Source organism: Exiguobacterium sp. s83, assembly GCF_018617095.1.
GTDB lineage: Bacteria > Bacillota > Bacilli > Exiguobacteriales > Exiguobacteriaceae > Exiguobacterium > Exiguobacterium profundum.
This window is the reverse complement of the sequence record NZ_JACSJP010000004.1, coordinates 86,428-107,028: the sequence shown is the minus strand read 5'-3', so window position 1 is coordinate 107,028 and position 20,601 is coordinate 86,428. Positions and strand designations below refer to the sequence as shown.

Here is a 20,601-nt window from a genome sequence, read left to right as displayed (position 1 = left end):
GCGTGTCTCCTTTTGTTACTGATATTTTGGTACATCGAAGTTGAGTGTGTAAGCATCAAGTGATTGATAGATATTATAGATGCTTGTCGTTTGTTTTGCGGCCCATCCGATATCCGTTGCATATTGGTGCGTTCCAGGTGAAGAAGGATTGAAGCGCATCTTATACAGTGTATTTTGTTTGTATGTCGGGTGATTGATATAGCTAGCCCCGATCCAGTAGGCTCCTCCGATAATCGCTTCTTTAGGAGAGAACCACTTTTGTTGGAAGGCGTATTTAGCGCCGTTTCCAAGAGGGTTGCTATCTGTTGCTTGAATACCGTACATATTATAGACGGTTGCCGCAACAGGACGTTCCGGATAAATCCGATTCCCACTCGAGTTGATCAAAGCATTCCCATCTTTATCGACAGGAACTCCTTTTGCGAGAAGGGATGTACCATGACCAGTTTCAAGGATGGCATGCGAGAGAAGATACACTTCGTTCACGCCATACATACTAGCCGCATCAACGAATGCCTGACCTTGTCCGCTGAGCGTTCCTTTTGATGTGAGGACCTTGTTCAATGTTGTCGCAGTTGTCCCAGCGCTCTTCGATAAATCTAAGAATTGATAGAATGATCGAGAGTTTGCATCAATCTGGCTAGGATCGACGTATGGAAGAAGATCATCAACTGATGCACGACGCCAAGTGTTATCAAAGACTCGGATATTGTGTCCGGCCGGTCGTTTATACGAAATCGTATAATATGTGCCGGATTGACCTGTAATCGTAACGGTTTCACCAGTATTGATTTGACCGTACGCATGAGATGTTAAAATTGGACGGCTTAAAATGTTGGCGGTTCCGACGACTGAACTCGGTGTCACGTAACCGGTCATCGTGCCGTATTTTACTTTATACCAAACGGTTGACCCGGACGTATAACGGTCAACGTATTGAATCGACGCACCAAATGGAATGGTCACGAGCGAGGATGAGCTTGAAGAGGCTGTCATCTTCAAAGCGGTTCCTAACCCTGATACAACAGTCATCTCCGATTTTACAATCTTTCCTGTCGACCCGTTGACACTGACCCAAGCACGAGGTAAGTAAGCTTCTTCGTATCGATGGGCATCCGTTTGGGCGAATTGAGCCACTTGACGGTCTGCCATCTGACGAGCTGTCATCGGATAACTCGTATACGAGACTTTTTTCGTGATGCCTGTCGCAGGTGGGGTCGTTGTGACCGGTACGACGTAATCGGTATGAATGTAGTTACCGCTATACGTCCCACTCGTAAGAAGTGCCCATTTCGAACCGACAATCGGTTTGATGTTGACAATCGTTCCCGTACTTAACGTTCCGACTTTATTAGTCGTTGATGATGAATCAGGCGTAGAACGAACGTTGAGGGGCTCGTTCCCGTTTACATAGATGCGAACTTGGCGTTCTTCTTCATATTGTTCGTCTGACGGTGCTGTTTTCGAGAAGTAGTCCGCCGTCGCATAACCTGTGATCGGACCGTATTCGATTTTAAAGAATCGCTCCGTGAGACCAGGCTCCGACACTTGCTGAACTTTCGTACCGAACGGAATGATTGCAATCTTCACTTTTTCTGCATCCGAGCGGTTGTATAAAACGACGTCACGCGTTGTATAATAATCTGTTTTCACCACGACCTCTGGATCTTTCAATGAGAAGTGACTAGATCCCGCATATCCTGTTTTTCCGTCATAACGAATCTTGAACCATGAACTAGAAAGGCCGCTTTGCGAGATTTGTTCCACTTTTGCACCGAACGGAATTGTCGCAACCTTTGTCGCTCCGGCTGCAGACGAACTATACATCGCAACATTTCGAATCGCAAAGTATGGTGTGATCGTCACTTCTTCAGGTGCCTTCGTTGAAAAATGACGAGCGGCAGCGAAGCCGGTGACTCCATCATATTCAATTTTGAACCAAGAGTCCGATAAGTTGGCATCCGATACTTGGACGACTTTTGTCCCTTCTTGAATCGTGCGAAGACGAGCCGCTCCGGAAGCGGATGACTCATATAACACGAGGTCTCGAACGGCATAATAGGTTGTTTTGACGACGGCTTCAGGTTTTGATGTCGAGAAGTTACGCGCGGCCGCATAGCCGACCGTGTCCCCGTATTGCACCTTATACCAAGATGAACTCAATCCGTTCACGTATACACGCTTCACTTCTGCTCCGAGTGGGATTGTTGCAATTTTTGATGCACCAGTTCCTGTACCATTGTAGAGCGCGACATTCTTCACTGCGTAATATGTCGTGACTGCTTCTGGAGCAAGCGGAGTCGGTGTAAAGTTACGTGCCGGTGCATAACCGACGAGTGAACCGCATTCGATTTTGTACCAAGATCCCGTCGCTCCTAAAGATTCTAAGTATGTGACTTTCGCACCTTCCGGAATCGTAGCGATTTTTGATGCGCCAGTACCTGTCTTGTCATATAGAACGGCTGTCGTAGACGCGTAAAATGTAGGGCTCGTTTCGGTAAAGTATCGTGCCGCCACATATCCTGTATATGTACCAAATTGTACTTTATACCAAGATCCTGTAGCACCATGTGTTGAGACATGTGTTACGAGTGATCCTTTTGGAATGACCGTTTCGATGGAAGCAGACGTCGACATCGAAGAACGAAGATTGACGTTCATTTCAGCCACATATAACGAAGAAGATGAAGTAGACGCTGTTGTCATAGATGAGCCGATCGTCAAATACGTAGAAGAAACGTATCGTTTTTGACCTTCGAAGTTGATTTGTGCCCATTCATCGTTGACGGCGTATACGTCTACCGTCGTTCCTTCTGTTAACTTGCCAACGATTGAAGACGATGTCGATGAATCAGATCGTACATTTAAAATGGGTGTGTTGACTGTTCCTTCGGATGTTGCTGCGTATGATTGGAGAGGCGCAAGGGTGCTCAGAATCGTACCTGAGACGATGGTGGCAACCCCCAATCGTGAGAGTGTCGATTTCAATATGTTACCCCTTTCGGATGAAAAAACGTGATTAAAAGTGATTGCGGTCTAAGTATAACGTACTTAAAAATTGGAAAGAAGAAGCAGAATTTCAAAAAAGGTAAATGCTTAAAATATTTTTTCTAAAATCAGGTAAATGAAAAATCCCCTTATAAAAGGGGATTGAGTAAACTAATGGATTCTATTTTGCTTCATCCAGGTAAGAATATCTGACCACACTTGTTCACGGTGCGTTTCGCGAAGAATTTCATGTCGGGCATTGTCGTATGTGACGACTGCGAGTTCGACATCCGCATTTCGATACTTCTTAATGATTCCGTTCAATCCTTCACCATCATGCGTGACAGGATCGTCCACTCCGGCAACGAACAGAACTGGAAGGGACTTCGGATGTTCATGAATCCGTGCAGCCGTGGTGACATCTAAGGAAGCACGTGTCACTTCATGTAAAAAACCGAGGGAAGGCAGACCGCCACAGTTTGGGTCGGCGAGATAGGAGTCGACTTCGTCTGGAACACTTGAGAGCCAGTCACTATCCGTTCGAGCAGGTAAAAACTTAAGGTTGTAACGTCCGAACAAGAGGCGTTCAAAGAAACGTGATTGATGGGTGGCACCTTTCCGTTTCATGACGGTAGCGATTAAACGATGCCCCACTTCACCTGCGACCCCAGGATGTGGGGGCGGGGCGACGACAATCAATCCAGCCAAGGCATGCCCCATGATTTGACCGAGTCGACGAGCAAGCAGGGAACCGAAACTGTGGCCTAACACATAAGTAGGGCGCCCATCCTCGTAACGGTCGATTAGATATTGAGCATCCTCGACAAGTTGCTGAAAGCCATCGCCAGGAGCAAGGTGTCCATAAGACTGTTGATCATGAGCGCTTGTACCTGCACCACGCAAGTCACACACAAATACGTCATAGCCATTATCTGCCATAAACTGTGCAAACTCAATATATCTTTCATGATGTTCGAGCATCCCGTGAAACATGAATATTTTTCCAATCGATTGCTCTGCCTGAACGTGCATGACTTCTGTTTGATACCCGTCAGGATACGTCAACTGCGATACGATCATGTGTCATCCTCCTATTAGAAAAGGCCGATTGCTTTTCCAGATTCGTCAATCCCCATATTGAGAGCCGCTGGATGTTTCGGTAACCCTGGCATCGTTAACACGTTGCCTGTTAAGGCGACGAGGAATCCTGCTCCCACTGAAGGTTTTAATTCGCGAACGGTGATGGTGAATCCTTGTTGATAACCGAATTTTGAAGGGTCGTCTGAGAGGGAGAACGGTGTCTTCGCCATACAAATGGGAAGGTCCGACCAGCCGTTCGCCTGTACATCTTTCATTTGCTTTTGTGCTTTGGCGGTGAACACGACGTCTGCAGCACCGTATACTTCTCTCGCAATAGTTTTAATCTTTTGTTCAATCGAATCGGTCAACTCATATAGAGGCGTCAGTTTGCTTTCGTTCGACTCGACGGCGTCAATGACCGCTTCGGCTAACTGTCGACCACCAAGTCCGCCGTTTGCCCATACTTCGCTGAGCGAAGCACGAATACCGTGTGCCGCACACCAATCAAGAACGGTTGCAAGTTCCTCTTCTATATCTGAATTGAAACGGTTCAATGCGACGACCGTAGGCAGTCCGAGTTTTTTCATCGTATCGATATGTTTGGCGAGTAATTTCAATCCTTCTCCGACTGCACCGACATTCTCAATATGAAGCTGATCTTTCGAAACGCCACCGTGCATTTTTAAAGCGCGAACGGTTGCGACGAGTACGACCGCATCCGGATTCAAATCACCGACTCGAGATTTGATATGACAGAACTTTTCTGCTCCGAGATCGGCACCGAACCCAGCTTCCGTCACCACATACTCCCCAAGCTTTAATGCAGTCTTCGTTGCAATCAGTGAGTTGCATCCGTGCGCGATGTTTGCGAACGGTCCGCCGTGGACGAGTGCAGGCGTCTGTTCGAGCGTTTGGACGAGGTTCGGTTTAAAGGCTTCCTTCAACAGTAACGTCGCCGCCCCGGCCGCCCCGATTTGTTCTGCCGTGATTGGTTCTTTTTGATGGTCATAGGCGACTACGATTCGCTTGATGCGTTCTTCTAGGTCGTCCAATGAATCGGCCAAACAGAGAATCGCCATGATTTCTGAAGCGACGGTAATATCAAATCCGTCTTCACGAGGGACTCCGTGAGCAGGACCACCAAGGCCGACCGTGACATGACGAAGTGCGCGGTCGTTTAAGTCAAGGACGCGCTTCCAGACGATATGTCGGACATCGATTCCAAGGTCGTTTCCTTGATGCAAGTGATTGTCGATCATGGCACTGATCGTATTATGGGCCGATGTGATCGCATGCATATCACCTGTGAAGTGGAGGTTGATGTCTTCCATCGGGAGAACTTGACTGAAGCCACCACCAGCAGCGCCACCTTTTAGACCCATCGTCGGGCCGAGTGAAGGTTCGCGCAGACAGACGATTGCTTGTTTATCCAACTGGTTCAACGCTTGTCCGAGCCCGACTGTCACCGTCGATTTTCCTTCGCCAGCTGGTGTCGGATTGATGGCGGTGACGAGAACGAGTTTTCCGTCTTCCTTCGTTTTCACACGTTCGAGGACATCGTAAGAAAGTTTCGCTTTGTATTTTCCGTAAAGATCCAGGTCATCTTCGTGTAATCCGATTTTTGCTGCGATGTCTTTAATCGGCAAGGTTTTGGCTTGTTGGGCAATCGTAAGGTCAGATAATGGTTTCGTCGTTGTCATTTCAAAAAGTCCCTCCGTTTATCGAACGATATCTTTTTATTCTCTTAAAATCATTCGTGAATTTCGTATTAAAATATGAATCAAGGCAAATCATATTTAATCCGTTCGTATTATCATTGATTTTATCATAACTCATCACACCTTCAAATTCATTCATTCCGTTCAATATTTTCCACCCTTTCCGTCAAATGTATCCGTTTTCATTAGGAGTTTGACACGATACAGTGATAGTGGAGGCGATACACATGACTGAGACTACTAAACGGACGAAACGCAGAGGGAATTGGAAGAAACCTGCGAGCTTTATAGCATTTGTTGGACCTGCTTTTCTGGCATTTGTCGCAATCGTACTCATCCCATTTTTTAATGGCATTTACTACAGTTTCACTGATTGGAACGGCGTGACCGGAGAACTGAACTTTGTCGGATTGGATAACTATCATCGCTTGTTCTTTGAAGATGAGCAGTTCCGCGCTTCTTTTTGGATTACGACGAAATATACGCTTGTGTCTGTCCTATTGACGAATATCGTTGGTTTCTCATTGGCGCTATTATTGACGATGAACATTAAGACGCGAAACTTCCTACGCACAATTTTCTTCATGCCGAACTTGATTGGTGGCTTAATTCTTGGGTTCATCTGGCAGTTCATTTATGTAAAAGGATTTGCCTCGATCGGTGCTTTGACGGGGTGGAGCCTGTTCGAATTACCATGGCTCGGTGATGCGCAAACGGCATTTTGGGGAATCGTGATTGTCGCCATCTGGCAAGGTGGCGGGTATGTCATGGTCATCTACATCGCGGCGCTACAAAACGTGCCGACTGATTTGATGGAGGCGGCACGAATTGATGGGGCGAATCGTCTTAAGATGCTCCGCCATATCACTCTACCGATGATTATGCCATCGATTACCATCTGTTTGTTCCTGACCATCTCTTGGTCATTCAAAGTGTTTGATACGAACTTGTCGCTCACGAATGGTGGACCGTTCAAATCGACCGAAATGTTAGCCTTAAATATCTATACGGAGTCTTTTGTGAATAATAATTATGGTCTCGGGTCAGCGAAGGCGGTCATCTTCTTCTTGGTTGTGGCTGCGATTACGGTGACGCAAGTGTACGTGACGAAAAAACGGGAGGTGGAAGCATGACGACGGAAAAATTGGAACATGTCGAGAGAAACGTAGAGAAGACACCGAAGCGTATCCCGCAGCGTCCACTTCGCCCGGGAACGTATTCTTGGAACCTTGGAATTATTGAGCTCGTCGCCATCTTGCTCGGACTGCTCTATTTGGTCCCGTTCTATTACGTCGTCGCCAACTCGTTCAAATCGATGGCTGAAATCTTTACGAATACGTCCGCCTTACCGAACGAGTGGTTGACCTCAAACTATACAGAGGCGTGGGAAGCGATGAATTATGGACGTGTCTTTTTGAACTCCCTTCTCATCACGGTCGGAGCGAATGCGGTCATTGTCATCTTCACCTCGATGGCGGCATGGAAACTCGTTCGGACGAAACATTGGATTTCTACAATGATCTTTTTCATGTTCGTGGCAGCGATGGTCATTCCGTTCCAGTCCATCATGATTCCGCTCGTGAAAGTTTCGAGTATCCTCGGGCTGTTGAATAGTCATTGGGGCCTGATCGTCATGTATCTAGGGTTTGGGTCTGGCATCTCGGTGTTCCTCTATCACGGATTCATGAAGTCGATTCCTGAGGAGATTGAAGAAGCCGCCATCATCGACGGTTGCTCGACATGGGGTGTCTTCTGGCGCATCGTCTTTCCACTTCTTAAGCCAATCACGGTGACAATCGTCATCTTGAACAGTCTATGGATTTGGAATGACTTCTTATTACCATCGCTCGTTCTTCGTGATGTCGAGTTACGGACCATCCCGCTCGCGACATTCTATTTCTTTGGACAGTACACGAAACAATGGGATTTGGCATTAGCAGGTTTAGTGTTAGGAATCGTTCCCCTTCTGGTCTTTTTCTTCGGCATGCAAAAGCATATCATCAAAGGGATCACAAGTGGTTCGATTAAATAACCCTCCCAAGGGAATCCTCCGTTCGCTACACGGAGGATTAATTTTTTTTGAAAAAAATCGTTGACATTAGTCTGAATATTTATAATAATGAACTCAATTCAATTGTGAACGACGTCGAAAGGACGAGTACACGAAGGTAGTGAGTCAAGCGATCCGGGGGTGGTGTGAGCCCGGTCTTAACCCTTCGTCGAAAAACTTCCTGGAGTCGCTACCCGAACGCTTTGCCAGTAGACGTAGCCGGACCGCTCCCCGTTATCGGAGTTACGAGATGATTGTCTCGAAAAAGTGAGTAGATTCGTCTACTAATTTGGGTGGCACCGCGGAACCGAAGTCTTCCGTCCCATGTTCGATGGGAATGGAGGGCTTTTTTTCATGGCTTCATTTTCAAATATTCCACAATTGGAGGAAACGGAAAATGACAACAGCAACAAGCACGATGAAGGAAAGACAGCAGACAATCGCAGCAGTAAAGGCACTCTTTGAGGAGAAAGTCTCACGTGAACTCGGACTGATTCAAGTACAAGCACCACTATTCGTCGAATCGGCGAGTGGGGTCAACGATCACTTGAACGGTGTGGAGCGTATCATTCAGTTTGATACGATGTATCCGGGACATGAACTTGAAATCGTTCAGTCACTCGCGAAATGGAAACGTGAAGCGCTCGGTCGTTACGGATTCGGTGTCGGTGAAGGATTGTACACTCAGATGCGTGCCATTCGACGCGACGAAGAACTCGACGCGACACATTCTTTATTCGTCGACCAGTGGGACTGGGAACAAGTGATTGCTCGAGAAGAACGGACGATGGAATATTTGAAAGCGACGGTGGAGTCCATTTACGCTGCGCTCCGTGAAACAGAAGCGGAAGTAGAGAAAGCGTACGGTGTTGAAGCGATTCTTCCGGAAATGATTCATTTCATCACGAGTCAGGAGTTGGAGGATACGTATCCGACCATGACACCGAAAGAACGTGAAACGGCCATCTGTAAAGAGTACGGTGCGGTCTTCATCTCACAAATCGGAGATCTTCTCGCTTCGGGTATGAAACACGATGGACGAGCGGCGGACTATGATGATTGGTCGCTCAACGGAGACATTCTCGTGTGGCACCCTGAGCTCGAGTCAGCATTTGAACTGTCATCGATGGGCATTCGTGTCGACGAAGTGGCACTTGATGCGCAACTGAAGAAAGCAGATGCGGAAGAGAAGCGTGCGTATCCATTCCATCAAGGCGTGCTCGAAGGAACGCTCCCTCTTACAATCGGGGGCGGGATCGGCCAATCACGTGTCGCGATGTATCTGTTGCGCGCGCGTCATATCGGAGAAGTGCAAACATCGGTCTGGCCGCAAGAAGTCATTCAATCGTGCGAAGAAGCTGGCATCAGCTTGTTGTAATATAATAAGAAGAAACACGGAACAGGACTCGAAAAAAGAGTCCTGTTTTTCTGTGCAACATTTTCCACCCTATCCGTCAATTTTGACACCTACATCGTGGAAGCGTTTTCATTTAAAGTTGAGTTTGTAAAGATGGATAAGGTTAAGGGAGGAAATGAGATGAAACGGAAGTGGAAATTGTCTACAGCGGTCATGACGGCTGGAATGGTCTTATCACTCGCGGCTTGCGGCGGCGGATCACTCACGGACGAAGGTTCTTCTGAAGGAAATGCAGATAGCGGCGACAAAAAAGACGTCACGTTAAACGTCTTCCAATTCAAAGCGGAGATTGCGAAAGACCTTGAAGCGATGGCAAAAGAGTATGAAGAGGAGACGGGTGTGAAAGTCACGGTTCAAACCGTCGGTGGTGGAGCAGACTACGGTGCGGCCCTCAAATCACAATTCGCTTCAGGCAATGAACCGGATATCTTCAACAACGGTGGATTCACGGAAGCACAGACATGGAAGGATAAACTCGAGGACCTCTCAAGCGAGAAGTGGGTCGGAGATTTGACAGAAGTCGCCAAAGAGCCGATGACGATGGACGGTAAACTGTACGGAATGCCAATGAACCTCGAAGGTTACGGATTCATCTATAATAAAGAACTATTTGAAAAAGCAGGGATCAAAGAGTTACCGAAAACACTCTCTGAACTGACAGATGCTGCTGAGAAACTTGAGCAAGCGGGAATCACACCGTTCTCTGTCGGTTATGCAGAGTTCTGGATTTTAGGAATCCACTTGTTGAACATTCCGATGGCGCAACAAGACGACCCAGATGCATTTATTCAAGCGCTCAACGAGAATAAAGCGAAGTTTGAAGACAATGAGCAGTTCCAAGAGTTTTTGAAATTGTTTGATTTGACGATTAAATACGGAAACAAAAATCCGTTGACGACGGACTACAATACTCAAGTCACACAGTTCGCCCAAGGAGAGACGGCAATGCTCCAACAAGGGAACTGGGCACAGCAAATGATCCTCGACGTAAATCCAGATATGGAGATGGGCTTCGTCCCGATCCCAATCAATGACGATGCGGAGAAGATGGACCGACTTCCAGTCGGCGTCCCGAACAACTGGGTCGTCAACAAAAACTCGAAGTATAAAGAAGAAGCGAAAGACTTCTTAGAGTGGATGGCGACGTCGGATACAGGAAAAGACTACATGGTCAACAAGTTCAAGTTCATCCCTGCCTTCAAGTCGATTGAAGCCAACGACCTTGGACCACTCGCAGACGATATTTTGGCATATTCGAATGAAGGGAAGACCATCTCTTGGAACTGGTTTAAGTATCCGGATGGTGCAGTGAACGAATATGGTGCCCTCATGCAGGCATATGTCGGTGGACAAAAAACAGGTGAAGAGATGCTTCAGGACTTCACGAAAGTATGGCAAGACAAAGTGAAATAAGCATGGCACAGACGGTGAAACGACCCCTTCACCGTCTGTGTTTTTTTTATGAAGAAATTGTCACAGGAATCCCATATAAACCACACACATACCGGTGGGGGTTTCAGTAGAATGGATGTTGTAAGCGCTTATGAGAAGGAGGGGGCATGAAACGAATATTGAGTTGTATCCTATTTTTGTGTTGGGCAACACAGGTAGAGGCGGCAGAACACTCGATTCCGTTGACTGAACCTATCGTCATTGAGTCGAATGAGCATGTGGATGGAGGCGGAAAAACATATACGAGTTGTGGCCAGCCCGCATTTATCATGCGTGGAACCGGTGCTGTTCTCGAACGTGTATCAGTACAACAATGTGAGAACGACGATGTACCAGCCATCCAAGTATCTGGTCTCGGACATCAACTGCTTGATGTGTCGATTGAGTCTGCGGGAACAGGAATTTCGATTGAGGATAGTTACGGGGTTCGTGTCACACGAATGGCCATTGATGGGAATGGACAGGCAGATGGGATGGTAATCCTCAATAGTGAAGCGACCGAACTGCAAGGTGTTGTAGTGAAGGACGTGCGAGATGGGATATACATAGAGAATGGATCTCAGCATACGATTGTTCGACCGGTCGTTTCGCATTCACGCTACGGCATTCACTTGATGTTTCCGACTGACGTGGTGATTTCGGTGCCCGAACTCCATCATAATTTGACCGGTGCGATGATTATGGGAACGAATCGAGTCGTCTTTAAAAATGGGAATGTACACGACCAGTTCGGTGGAACGGCGACGGGGCTGATGCTCTATGAGGCAATCGACACGACCATCGAGATGACGAATATATCTGGAAATCATATCGGCTTGTTCGCGGAGCAGTCGGCAGGAACGATTCTTGAACGGAATACGATTAACGGCAACGATATCGGCTTTCAATTCAAGCAAGCAACGGGGATGATGATTCTTCAAAATAACCTGTTAGGAAATCGTGAACCGGTGACGATGGTCGAGTCGCATGACAACGTTGTACAAGGAAATGTCTGGGGTGGGACGACGTTGGACCTAGATCGTGACGGGTATAGCGAAATCCCATTTCAAACCGAACCGTATTTGTTCTTATTAACCGATTCATATGAAGCGCTAGAATTATTATACGGGTCCCCGGGACTTCTCCTATTAGAAAACATTCTGAGAAGTCCGAACGATGTATCGTTGACGGACCTTTCACCGCAAACCTATACAGCAAGGTGGGAGTGGAACGGTTCGATTTGGAATTTAGGGAGTATCATGTTACTTATCATCATTTGGATATTTGGGAGGAAACGACATGAAATCGTATAAACAAGTAGCAGGATTATTATCTATCGCAGGACTATCATTGGCACTCGGGGCATGTTCGAGTGCATCGGCAGAACCGTTTGAAATCAAATGGGGCGAAACAGAGTGCGAAGTGTGTAAAATGAAAATCATGGATAAGCAGTTCGCAGCGGAAGCCATCATGGAAAACGAAAAGGGATATGCGTTTGATGACATCGGTTGTCTCATGCGTGATTGGTATCCTGAACAAAAAGAAGAAGATATTGCTGCGATGTACGTGAAAGATTTCAATACGAAAGATTGGGTCGAATTAGACGAAGCGATGTTCGTGTACGACAAAGAGTCGAAAACACCAATGGCGTACAATATTCTCTCGTTCGCGAAAGAGGCTGATGCTGAAGCCTATATCGAAGAGAATGGTGGAGAAATGATGGACTTCGAACAATTGAAAGACCATTCGTGGGAGCGCGGTGAGATGCACATGAAGATGGATGGCGAGGGCTCAATGGATCAAATGGATCAAGATAGCGAAATGGACATGGATACAGAAGAAGAAGAAGGGCAATAATCGATGTCACTGTGGCGTATGGAATGGGCGCGCAGTCTGAGACAGCGTGAGAACTATATATTTTTAGTTATATGGATTCTCACGCTCGTTCTACTCGGAGGACTCGGACAAGCACTACCTGTTGCTGCGGACTATACAAACGTAAGTGCAACGCTCATCACGGTGCTCGGTCTGTTACTTCCTCTTTTCATCTTATTGACGACAGCGCTTCATTGGGGACAGGAACAGGAATCGAAGCGATTGAATCTCCTCTCAACATTTACCTATCCTAAATGGAAGTTGATTTTTGTCCGATTCAGTTCATTTCTCGTGACACAAGGACTTATTCTGCTGTTGGCTTTCCTCATTGCTTCGCTCGTTGTCGGACAATCAGGTAAGACTTGGATGATTTTGTTTTCCTACGCGATTGGATTAACAATCTACGCGACAGCGCTCGGAACCTTGCTTGGACTAATCGCGCGCAAGCGGATTCGAGCGATGTTACTGGCCTTCCTCACATGGACAATCCTCGTGTTGCTTTGGCCAACGCTTCTCGTGACCATCGTTTCCTGGCTTCCTTACGGTATGCAAGTGAACGGCATGATTGTGGCGCTGTTTCTGAATGGATTTGATTTGATGCGTGTATGGGCCAGTACGATTGTATCCTCTTCAGATGTGTTTGGGGATGTCTATCTCCATCTGTTGAATTGGATGCATCGACCGATTGGATATGCTGGAGTCTGGTTGAGCTTGCTTACGGCAAGTGGTTTCTTGTTATGGCTTGCTTCGAAAGTCGTTTGGAGGAAAACATCATGATCCACTGTATAGACGTAGGAAAAAAATATGGCGATACGTGGTCGCTCCATCCCATTCGTGAAGACATCATCTCAGGGAAAATCGTGGCGCTGTGCGGAAGCAATGGTGCCGGAAAATCGACGCTATTGAACCTGATGAACGGCACCATCAAACCGAGTACCGGCACCATTCAATTGAATGGTTATACGATTAAACAACGTGCGAAATATAATGAGAGTTTTGGCTATATGCCGGATGATTTCTATTTTGATGAGGCATGGACAGTTGAGGAGACATTCATCTACTACGCTACCTTGCAAAGAGCACATCCGACTCTGGATATTTTAAAACGAGTCGGTCTGTACGAGCATAAACGAAAGCGCGTCTCCGAACTCTCAAAAGGGATGCGGCAACGTCTCTTGTTGTCTCAAGCTCTTGTAAGCGAACCGGCCATCTTGTTGTTGGATGAACCGACGAACGGACTCGATCCGCTATGGATGCAAATGCTCAGCGACCTATTGCGACAAGAGGCCAAACGGGGGGCGACCATCGTGTTTTCAACGCATCAACTTGACGTCGCCGCCATGTTGGCAGATGAGGTCTGGATGATGCGAGCGGGCGCTGTTTGTGGGAAGGTATATGTCCAAGATGAACAAGCCGCATATGAACGACTAAGAGAATTCTTTTTCGAATCGAAAGATGACACTTGTCAAATGGACGCGGCTCGCACAAAATAATAGACAGTTGAAGTGGTGCTCGGAACCTTCCGACGCCACTATTTTTTTGGGGAGATGGAATGAATGAGAAAAAATGTGACGGTTGCCCTCTTACTGGCAACCTTTTTAGCGGCGATTGAAGGGACGGTCGTATCGGTTGCGACACCGGTCATCGCCAGTGAGTTGAACGGAGCGACGCTCGTCAGCTGGGTATTTGCCGCTTTCTTACTTTTTACAGCGGTTTCGACACCGATTTATGGAAAAGTGGCAGACTTATTCGGGCGAAAGCGCGTCCTGTTGTTTGGAATCGGGTTGTTCACCGTGTCTTCATTGTTATGTGGGTTAGCGACATCGATGGAACAACTCATTGTCTTTCGGGCGCTGCAAGGTCTCGGGGCCGGAGCCGTGCTTCCGATTTCGATGACGATTATTGGAGATTTATATAAATACGAAGAGCGTGGGAAAATTCAAGGGATTTTGAGTGCCGTATGGGGTGTATCGGGTGTGCTTGGCCCCGTCATCGGTGGATTTTTGGTCGAAACGTTGTCTTGGCGTTACGTATTCTTATTAAACGTGCCATTTGCGTTACTCTCATTCATCATGATTATCGTCTTTTATAAAGAAACCGTCGCTGAAACGAGCGAGCGGATTGATTTGAAAGGTGCTCTCTTGTTCGCTGGAGGAACGACCGCGTTTTTATACGCCTTGATCACGTTCAGTGAAACGAATGAATGGACGACGACCATCGTCGGGAGTGGCGTAATTAGTCTTGTTTTGTTAGGGGGATTCTTCCTATCGGAAAGAAGAGCAACCTCTCCTTTATTGCCGTTTGATTTGCTCAAGCAACCGACGATTGCGGCCATCAACGGCTCTGTCTTTTTTGCAGCTTGGGTGCTCGTTTCAATGTCAGCTTACATCCCAATTTGGGCGCAAGCCGTGTTAGGAAAAACAGCAACCGAGGCTGGATTCATGTTGATGCCGTTGTCTGTTGCATGGACATTCACATCGATTATCGGGGGACGGACACTCGGTGTGGCCTCCCCGAGACGTCGCGCGTTGGTTGGTATGGGGTTACTCGTCATCGGAACGTTCACGTTGACACTCTTATCTCAATCAAGCTCGGATTTCTGGGTATATGGTGCGGTGGCTTTGATTGGGGTAGGGTTCGGATTGTCGCAGCCGATGTTTATCGTCGTCTTGCAAACCGTCGTTTCCTATCAGCAACGAGGAACGGCGACCGCGACCAATTCCTTCTTAAGTACGGTCGGTCAAACGCTCGGTGTGGCAGTGTTTGGAGCGGTCTTTAACTTCGTCGTGCTCAACGACTTTAAAGAAAGTAGTGCGTTATCCCAAGTGTCTTTGGAAGACTTCTTCAATCAAAGTGTGACGGAGACATTGAGCGCCTCTGTCCGTCTGCAAGGTGAACAGATTATTGCGACCGGACTAAACAGTATCTTCATCGGGGCGATGATTGCAGCCGTGATTGCATTTATCATCGCAACCCGTTTGCCGGCCCGCCCACCGGAACCTTCACAGCGCTCGTAAAACAAGGGTATGATGAAGGAAAGGGAGGCGAACCGACATGAAACGTCAAATCGGGATTGTGACACTATTGTTTCTTATTGGATGTACGCCAGAACCGACGAACGAGGGTACGGAGCCACCACCTGCTGAAGAATCGACTCGTGATGAGTCGGCAATATCTGAAGAATCGAATACCACTGAAGAGACGGAACTGAACATCGGGGAAGTGACCGCCACCGCTGAAAATCTAGAGATCCCGTGGTCACTCGCTCGAAGTGCGGACGAATGGTTCGTTTCGGAACGTGGGGGAACCATCGCGGTAATCGATGATTCCGGTCGCGTGACGCAATCTGCCGTGAACTTGGACGAAGACGTATTTGAGATTGGTGAAGGAGGACTCCTTGGCATCGCGCTGAGCGACGATTTTGAGTCGAGCGGGATCCTTTACGCATATCATACGTACGGCTCATCGGGAAGAGACGTCAAGAACCGGGTCGTGGAGTTGACGTGGGACGGGGAACGTTTCGAGGAAACGGGCGTCTTGATTGACGAGATACCAGGGGCACGTTTCCATAACGGCGGACGTCTATTAGTCGATGGAGCGTATCTTTGGGTAACAACGGGCGATGCGCTCGTGCCAGAACTTGCACAAGACGAATCCTCTTTGGCAGGGAAGGTTTTACGAATTCCATTATCGGGTGAAGGGGAACCGACCGACTGGGTTTACTCGCTAGGTCATCGGAATCCTCAAGGACTCAGCCGGATGGATGATACGCTTTATGCGAGTGAGCATGGGGCGAGTGGACATGACGAGGTCAACGTGATTGAAGAAGGAAACAATTATGGATGGCCACTCATTGAGGCGAATGAGGAACGAGAAGGTCTGGTCACGCCATGGTTCGAAGTCGGTGAGACGTCTTGGGCACCGTCTGGTATTGCGACCGATGAACGGTACGTTTACATGGCGACACTACGGAACGAGCGGCTCGTTGCCATCGATCGTGAAACGAAGCAAGTCACGACAATTGTCGAAGGGGTCGGACGCATTCGGGATGTGTGGTTGGACGACGATACGTTGTATTTTATTTCGAACAATACGGACGGACGAGGCAATCCACAATCACAAGACGACAAACTCTATCAAGTGACCATCCGCTAGAAACTGACGAATCCGTCAGTTTCTATTTTTTTCGTTGTTTCTTCTGGAAGGAACGGTATAATTAAACATGTATTTTGGAAAAAGAAGGGGAATTTAGATGAATCATTCAAACTTGGTACATAAACGAGAAAATTTATACTTCTCATTATTAGTCGCAGCAAGCGTACTCGTCTTGATTTTAGGAATCGTACTGACGATTGCATCGTTCGGTCTTTTCTTGTGGATCATCGGGACAATCGTAGCACTTTCAATGTTTACGCACTGGATTCAAATCGGATATATTCGGACGAACGGTGTCAAGGTGACGCCTCGTCAGTTCACAGAGCTTCATGAGCTGGTTCAACGCGTCGGGGCTGAGATGGGGATTCGGTTGTTGCCGGATGTGTATATCTTACAAGCCGGTGGTGTGTTAAATGCTTTCGCCACGCGATTCTTCCAAAAGAATATGGTCATCTTATATTCTGATGTCGTGGAATTGACACGTACTGGACAGACGAAAGAAGTTGAGTTTGTCATCGCACATGAATTGGCACATATTCGTCGCAACCACGTTCAAAAACAATGGGTTGTCTTACTTGGTAGCATCATTCCGTTTTTAGGATCAGCTTATTCGCGTGCATGTGAGTATACGTGTGACCGGATGGCAGCGCATTATCTTCAAGATTTTGGAGCGGCGAAACGAGCGTTGACCGTACTTGCGATCGGGGGACCGCTCGCGAAAGAAGTGAATGAGTTTGACTATCTGTATGAAGCGAGCCGAGAGAACGGATTCATCGCGAAATATAGTGAATTGTTGTCGACGCATCCGACGTTACCGAAACGCATCGCGGCGATTGCGACACATGCGGGCGAAGAAAACGTACCGGTCTTTAAAACAGCAGGGTATGTGAAAGCCTCTATCATTTCGATGATTCTATTGACTGTCATCGGAAACGGAGCCATCATCGCCTTACTCGTCATGAACGATGATTTATCTGATTTTGTCGCATCGGCCATGAGCGAGGATTTCGAAGAGGATTGGGAAATGGAATTAGGAGAACCGATTCAAGAATTGACGTTCATGAATGCGAGTTATGAAGAAATTGAAGCGGAACTGGCAAACGTGACGGATGTGAACATTCAAGACGAATATGGGGAAACACCGCTCCATAACTTGTTCTATAATGACGACGTCGATCCTGAGACGGTCCGTCTCTTACTTGATCACGGTGCAGACGTGACCATTGAGAACGAAGAAGGTATGACACCGATTGATGTGGCGCGAGAAATGGGACACGGTCCACAACTCATTGATTTAATGGAATCGTATTAATCGTCGCGTAATCCTTGTTTCGAAAGAAACGAGGATTCTTTTTTAGGATTTTTGCAAACGTTTGCATAGTGCGTGATATACTCATGAGGTAGGGGGGATAGCGGTGAATAGCATTCGGACAAAGTTAACGGGAATGATTGCATTAACCATCATCGTGCCAGTCATTATCGCGACAATTATTTCATTTTGGTATGTGGAGGATCGAGAACGTGAACGCGGTCTAGAAATGACGGAATGGTCGCTTGAACGGGGGACGCGTCAGATGGAACGCTATATCTCTGACTTGAGTCGCTTGCCGACTAGCCTATACGCGGATCGTGACGTATTGGACATATTGGAATACGGACCGGGACTGTCATTAAGAGAAACGGAGATTGAAGTGCGACGAGCGCTCCTCGCGATGTATTTGTCCCGGGAAGACGTGGCGCAAATTCAGCTGTTGATGCTTGAAGACATGGATTCATTCGCAGCGTATAAAATGAAAGTATCACCACGTTCCAAAAAAGAGCCGAGCGCTGTCCAACGACAGTTATTGAATAATCCGAAAAGTCGCGTCCTGCTTGAAGCGTCACATCCGCTCATCCCGTATCATGATTTCGGACCAATCATGACGCAAGAAGATGTCGTCACCCTCCATTTCAGACTCGACAAAATTGAAACGAACGAACCGCTCGCGATTCTGTCACTCGATATCCCGGAAGATTTGTTCATCGGACAGTTGGCTTCTCTTCAAAATAGTCCGGTGGAAAGTCTATGGTTCGTTGGTGAGGACAATCGTGTGTTCGCCCATCTTGGAGATGGCGAGATTCCTTCTTCGTTTCAACCGAGGTCGCTCTCGACCGATGGAAAACATCATCAAATCACGAAAACGTTTGAGTTCGACCATCAGCAGTTCTATGTCGGGAAGTCGATTCCAGATCAGCTCTTGACGGAGCCAGCTTCACGAACATCGTTCATTATTTTGTTAGTCGGAATCATCTCCCTCATTCTGGCGTTGATCGGTGCCACGTACGCCTCGATGAAACTGACGACTCCAATCAAGACGTTGACCTCGAACATTTGGCGAATTGAGCAAGGCGATATGACGGTCTCGTTCGATTCCCTCGGAAATGATGAGTTCGGCGTACTCGGGAGACAGTTCAAGCGGATGATTGAGCGAATCGATGATCTGATTCAACGGGAGTATAAGCTTGCCTTAGAGAACCGAACAAATGAACTACGTGCCTTACAGGCGCAGACCAATCCGCATTTCTTATTCAATGCGTTACAGTCGATCGGTACACTCGCTTTAAAGGGAGATGGAAAAACCGTCTATCGATTGATCACACAACTCTCTTCGATGATGCGATATACGATGCATCCTGAAGAGTCGATGGTCACGCTAAAGAGAGAAATCGAACATTTGAACTCATATATTCGCCTGCAAGACGTACGTTTTCCAAATCAGTTTCAAGTGAACGTTTCAGTCCCTCAGGACCTCCATGAACTGATTGTTCCTAAGATGATTTTACAGCCGCTCGCAGAGAACTTTTTCAAACATGGGTTCGAACGAGACGGCTCGGCGTTGGCGAATCGATTTGACGTGATGATTTGGATGGAAGGGGCGACACTCGTGATTCGCTGTGAGAACAGTGGACGTTCCTTGACGACGGAAGAGTGGAAACGGGTCATGTCACGGATTGAACAAGGGGACTCGACATTTTATGACACAGAGGGCACAGGATTACGAAACATTCGTGATCGACTCATGTTAAACTATAATCGGGAGGCAGAATTTATGTTGGCTACACCTGAAACAGGCGGTTTTCGAATCATGATGCGTTTCCCGGCAACGGATGAAGGGGTGGCATCATGACGAAAGTGTTGATTGTAGATGATGAATCTCCGGTAAGGGAAGCGGTAAAATTACTCGGCGAATGGGAACGGTTCGGTGTGAAGGCCGTACTCGAGGCGAAGAACGGGCTTGAGGCAAAGGCGCTCATCGAGCAGGAACGACCGGCGTTAATTCTATCGGATATTCAAATGCCACATTGTGATGGAATCGAGCTGATGGAGTGGGTACACGACCACGCTTCATTCTCTAAGCTCGTTGTGTTGACAGGTTACGATGAGTATTCGTACATGCGTCGGGCCATCCAATACGGAAGCTTTGATTATCTGTTGAAACCGATTGACCCCGATGTATTAAACGATACGTTGTCACGCGCGTTAGCGGACGTGGTGAAGGAGTCGAGTGAAGATCCGATTGCCCAAATCGGGACGTATATTGAACAACACTTTGCGGAAGAACTGAGTTTGCAAGGAATGAGTGAACGGTTTTACTTAAGTCGGGAGTATATCTCAAGACGATTTAAACAACAATATGGCGTGAATCTATCTGAGTACGTGTTGACGATTCGGATGAACGAAGCAAAGCGCCTGTTAGAAACGAGTAGACAGCGTATCTATGAAGTCGCCCAAGCAGTCGGCTTTTCGGACGACAAATATTTCCGAAAGGTCTTTAAAAAACAAGTCGGTGTTACTCCGAACGAATTTCGGGAACAAGTTCAACGACAAGCTTAAAGGAGGAATTCAA

At 47.3% G+C, this 20,601-nt stretch carries 16 protein-coding genes and 1 other annotated feature; of the genes, 13 read left to right on the top strand and 3 right to left on the bottom strand.

Features of this window, described 5'->3' with window-relative positions:
• Nucleotides 1-15: 15 nt before the first annotated feature.
• The 3 genes from KNO73_RS12795 to KNO73_RS12785 form a co-directional block, all read right to left on the bottom strand.
• Nucleotides 16-2,988 carry an SH3 domain-containing protein gene (locus tag KNO73_RS12795; protein ID WP_215112583.1) on the bottom strand — a complete coding sequence of 991 codons (2,973 nt, stop codon included), beginning with the start codon at nt 2,986-2,988 and terminating at the stop codon, nt 16-18.
• 171 nt (nt 2,989-3,159) lie between these two features.
• Nucleotides 3,160-4,068 carry an alpha/beta fold hydrolase gene (locus KNO73_RS12790; RefSeq protein ID WP_214685551.1) on the bottom strand — a complete coding sequence of 303 codons (909 nt, stop codon included), beginning with the start codon at nt 4,066-4,068 and terminating at the stop codon, nt 3,160-3,162.
• Between the two features lie 14 nt (nt 4,069-4,082).
• Nucleotides 4,083-5,768, bottom strand: coding sequence for a formate--tetrahydrofolate ligase (locus tag KNO73_RS12785; RefSeq protein ID WP_215112582.1), 1,686 nt, complete (start codon nt 5,766-5,768; stop codon nt 4,083-4,085).
• Between the two features lie 245 nt (nt 5,769-6,013).
• On the opposite strand from KNO73_RS12785, the gene KNO73_RS12780 reads away from it, so the two are divergent.
• The 13 genes from KNO73_RS12780 (at nt 6,014) to KNO73_RS12720 (ending at nt 20,588) form a co-directional block, all read left to right on the top strand.
• A complete protein-coding gene (locus tag KNO73_RS12780; RefSeq protein ID WP_196431582.1) occupies nt 6,014-6,919 on the top strand; it encodes a carbohydrate ABC transporter permease in 906 nt (301 codons plus the stop codon).
• Nucleotides 6,916-7,818 carry a carbohydrate ABC transporter permease gene (locus KNO73_RS12775; protein WP_251024992.1) on the top strand — a complete coding sequence of 301 codons (903 nt, stop codon included), beginning with the start codon at nt 6,916-6,918 and terminating at the stop codon, nt 7,816-7,818. Before KNO73_RS12780 ends, KNO73_RS12775 begins: the two co-directional genes overlap by 4 nt.
• 105 nt (nt 7,819-7,923) lie before the next feature.
• Nucleotides 7,924-8,164, top strand: a binding site (T-box leader).
• A gap of 69 nt (nt 8,165-8,233) precedes the next feature.
• On the top strand, nt 8,234-9,214 hold the full coding sequence (gene asnA, locus KNO73_RS12770; RefSeq protein WP_215112581.1) for an aspartate--ammonia ligase: 981 nt from the start codon (nt 8,234-8,236) through the stop codon (nt 9,212-9,214).
• Nucleotides 9,215-9,373: 159 nt separating this feature from the next.
• Complete coding sequence (locus KNO73_RS12765; RefSeq protein ID WP_196431581.1) at nt 9,374-10,666, top strand: ABC transporter substrate-binding protein; 1,293 nt, start codon at nt 9,374-9,376, stop codon at nt 10,664-10,666.
• Nucleotides 10,667-10,812: 146 nt separating this feature from the next.
• Complete coding sequence (locus KNO73_RS12760; RefSeq protein ID WP_214689144.1) at nt 10,813-11,997, top strand: right-handed parallel beta-helix repeat-containing protein; 1,185 nt, start codon at nt 10,813-10,815, stop codon at nt 11,995-11,997.
• Complete coding sequence (locus KNO73_RS12755; RefSeq protein WP_214734062.1) at nt 11,984-12,541, top strand: nitrous oxide reductase accessory protein NosL; 558 nt, start codon at nt 11,984-11,986, stop codon at nt 12,539-12,541. Before KNO73_RS12760 ends, KNO73_RS12755 begins: the two co-directional genes overlap by 14 nt.
• A 3-nt stretch (nt 12,542-12,544) precedes the next feature.
• On the top strand, nt 12,545-13,336 hold the full coding sequence (locus tag KNO73_RS12750) for a hypothetical protein (protein ID WP_215112580.1): 792 nt from the start codon (nt 12,545-12,547) through the stop codon (nt 13,334-13,336).
• Nucleotides 13,333-14,052 carry an ABC transporter ATP-binding protein gene (locus KNO73_RS12745; RefSeq protein ID WP_215112579.1) on the top strand — a complete coding sequence of 240 codons (720 nt, stop codon included), beginning with the start codon at nt 13,333-13,335 and terminating at the stop codon, nt 14,050-14,052. Before KNO73_RS12750 ends, KNO73_RS12745 begins: the two co-directional genes overlap by 4 nt.
• Nucleotides 14,053-14,115: 63 nt before the next feature.
• Nucleotides 14,116-15,576, top strand: a complete 1,461-nt coding sequence (locus KNO73_RS12740; protein WP_215112578.1) for an MDR family MFS transporter — start codon at nt 14,116-14,118, stop codon at nt 15,574-15,576.
• A gap of 37 nt (nt 15,577-15,613) precedes the next feature.
• On the top strand, nt 15,614-16,714 hold the full coding sequence (locus KNO73_RS12735) for a PQQ-dependent sugar dehydrogenase (protein ID WP_215112577.1): 1,101 nt from the start codon (nt 15,614-15,616) through the stop codon (nt 16,712-16,714).
• 97 nt (nt 16,715-16,811) lie between these two features.
• Nucleotides 16,812-18,026, top strand: a complete 1,215-nt coding sequence (locus KNO73_RS12730; protein ID WP_215112576.1) for a M48 family metallopeptidase — start codon at nt 16,812-16,814, stop codon at nt 18,024-18,026.
• 103 nt (nt 18,027-18,129) lie between these two features.
• Entirely contained in the window at nt 18,130-19,881 is a 1,752-nt protein-coding gene (locus KNO73_RS12725; RefSeq protein WP_215112575.1) for a sensor histidine kinase, read from the top strand.
• Complete coding sequence (locus KNO73_RS12720; RefSeq protein WP_015880816.1) at nt 19,878-20,588, top strand: response regulator transcription factor; 711 nt, start codon at nt 19,878-19,880, stop codon at nt 20,586-20,588. The genes KNO73_RS12725 and KNO73_RS12720 overlap by 4 nt, the downstream gene beginning before the upstream one ends.
• The last annotated feature ends 13 nt before the right edge of the window (nt 20,589-20,601 follow it).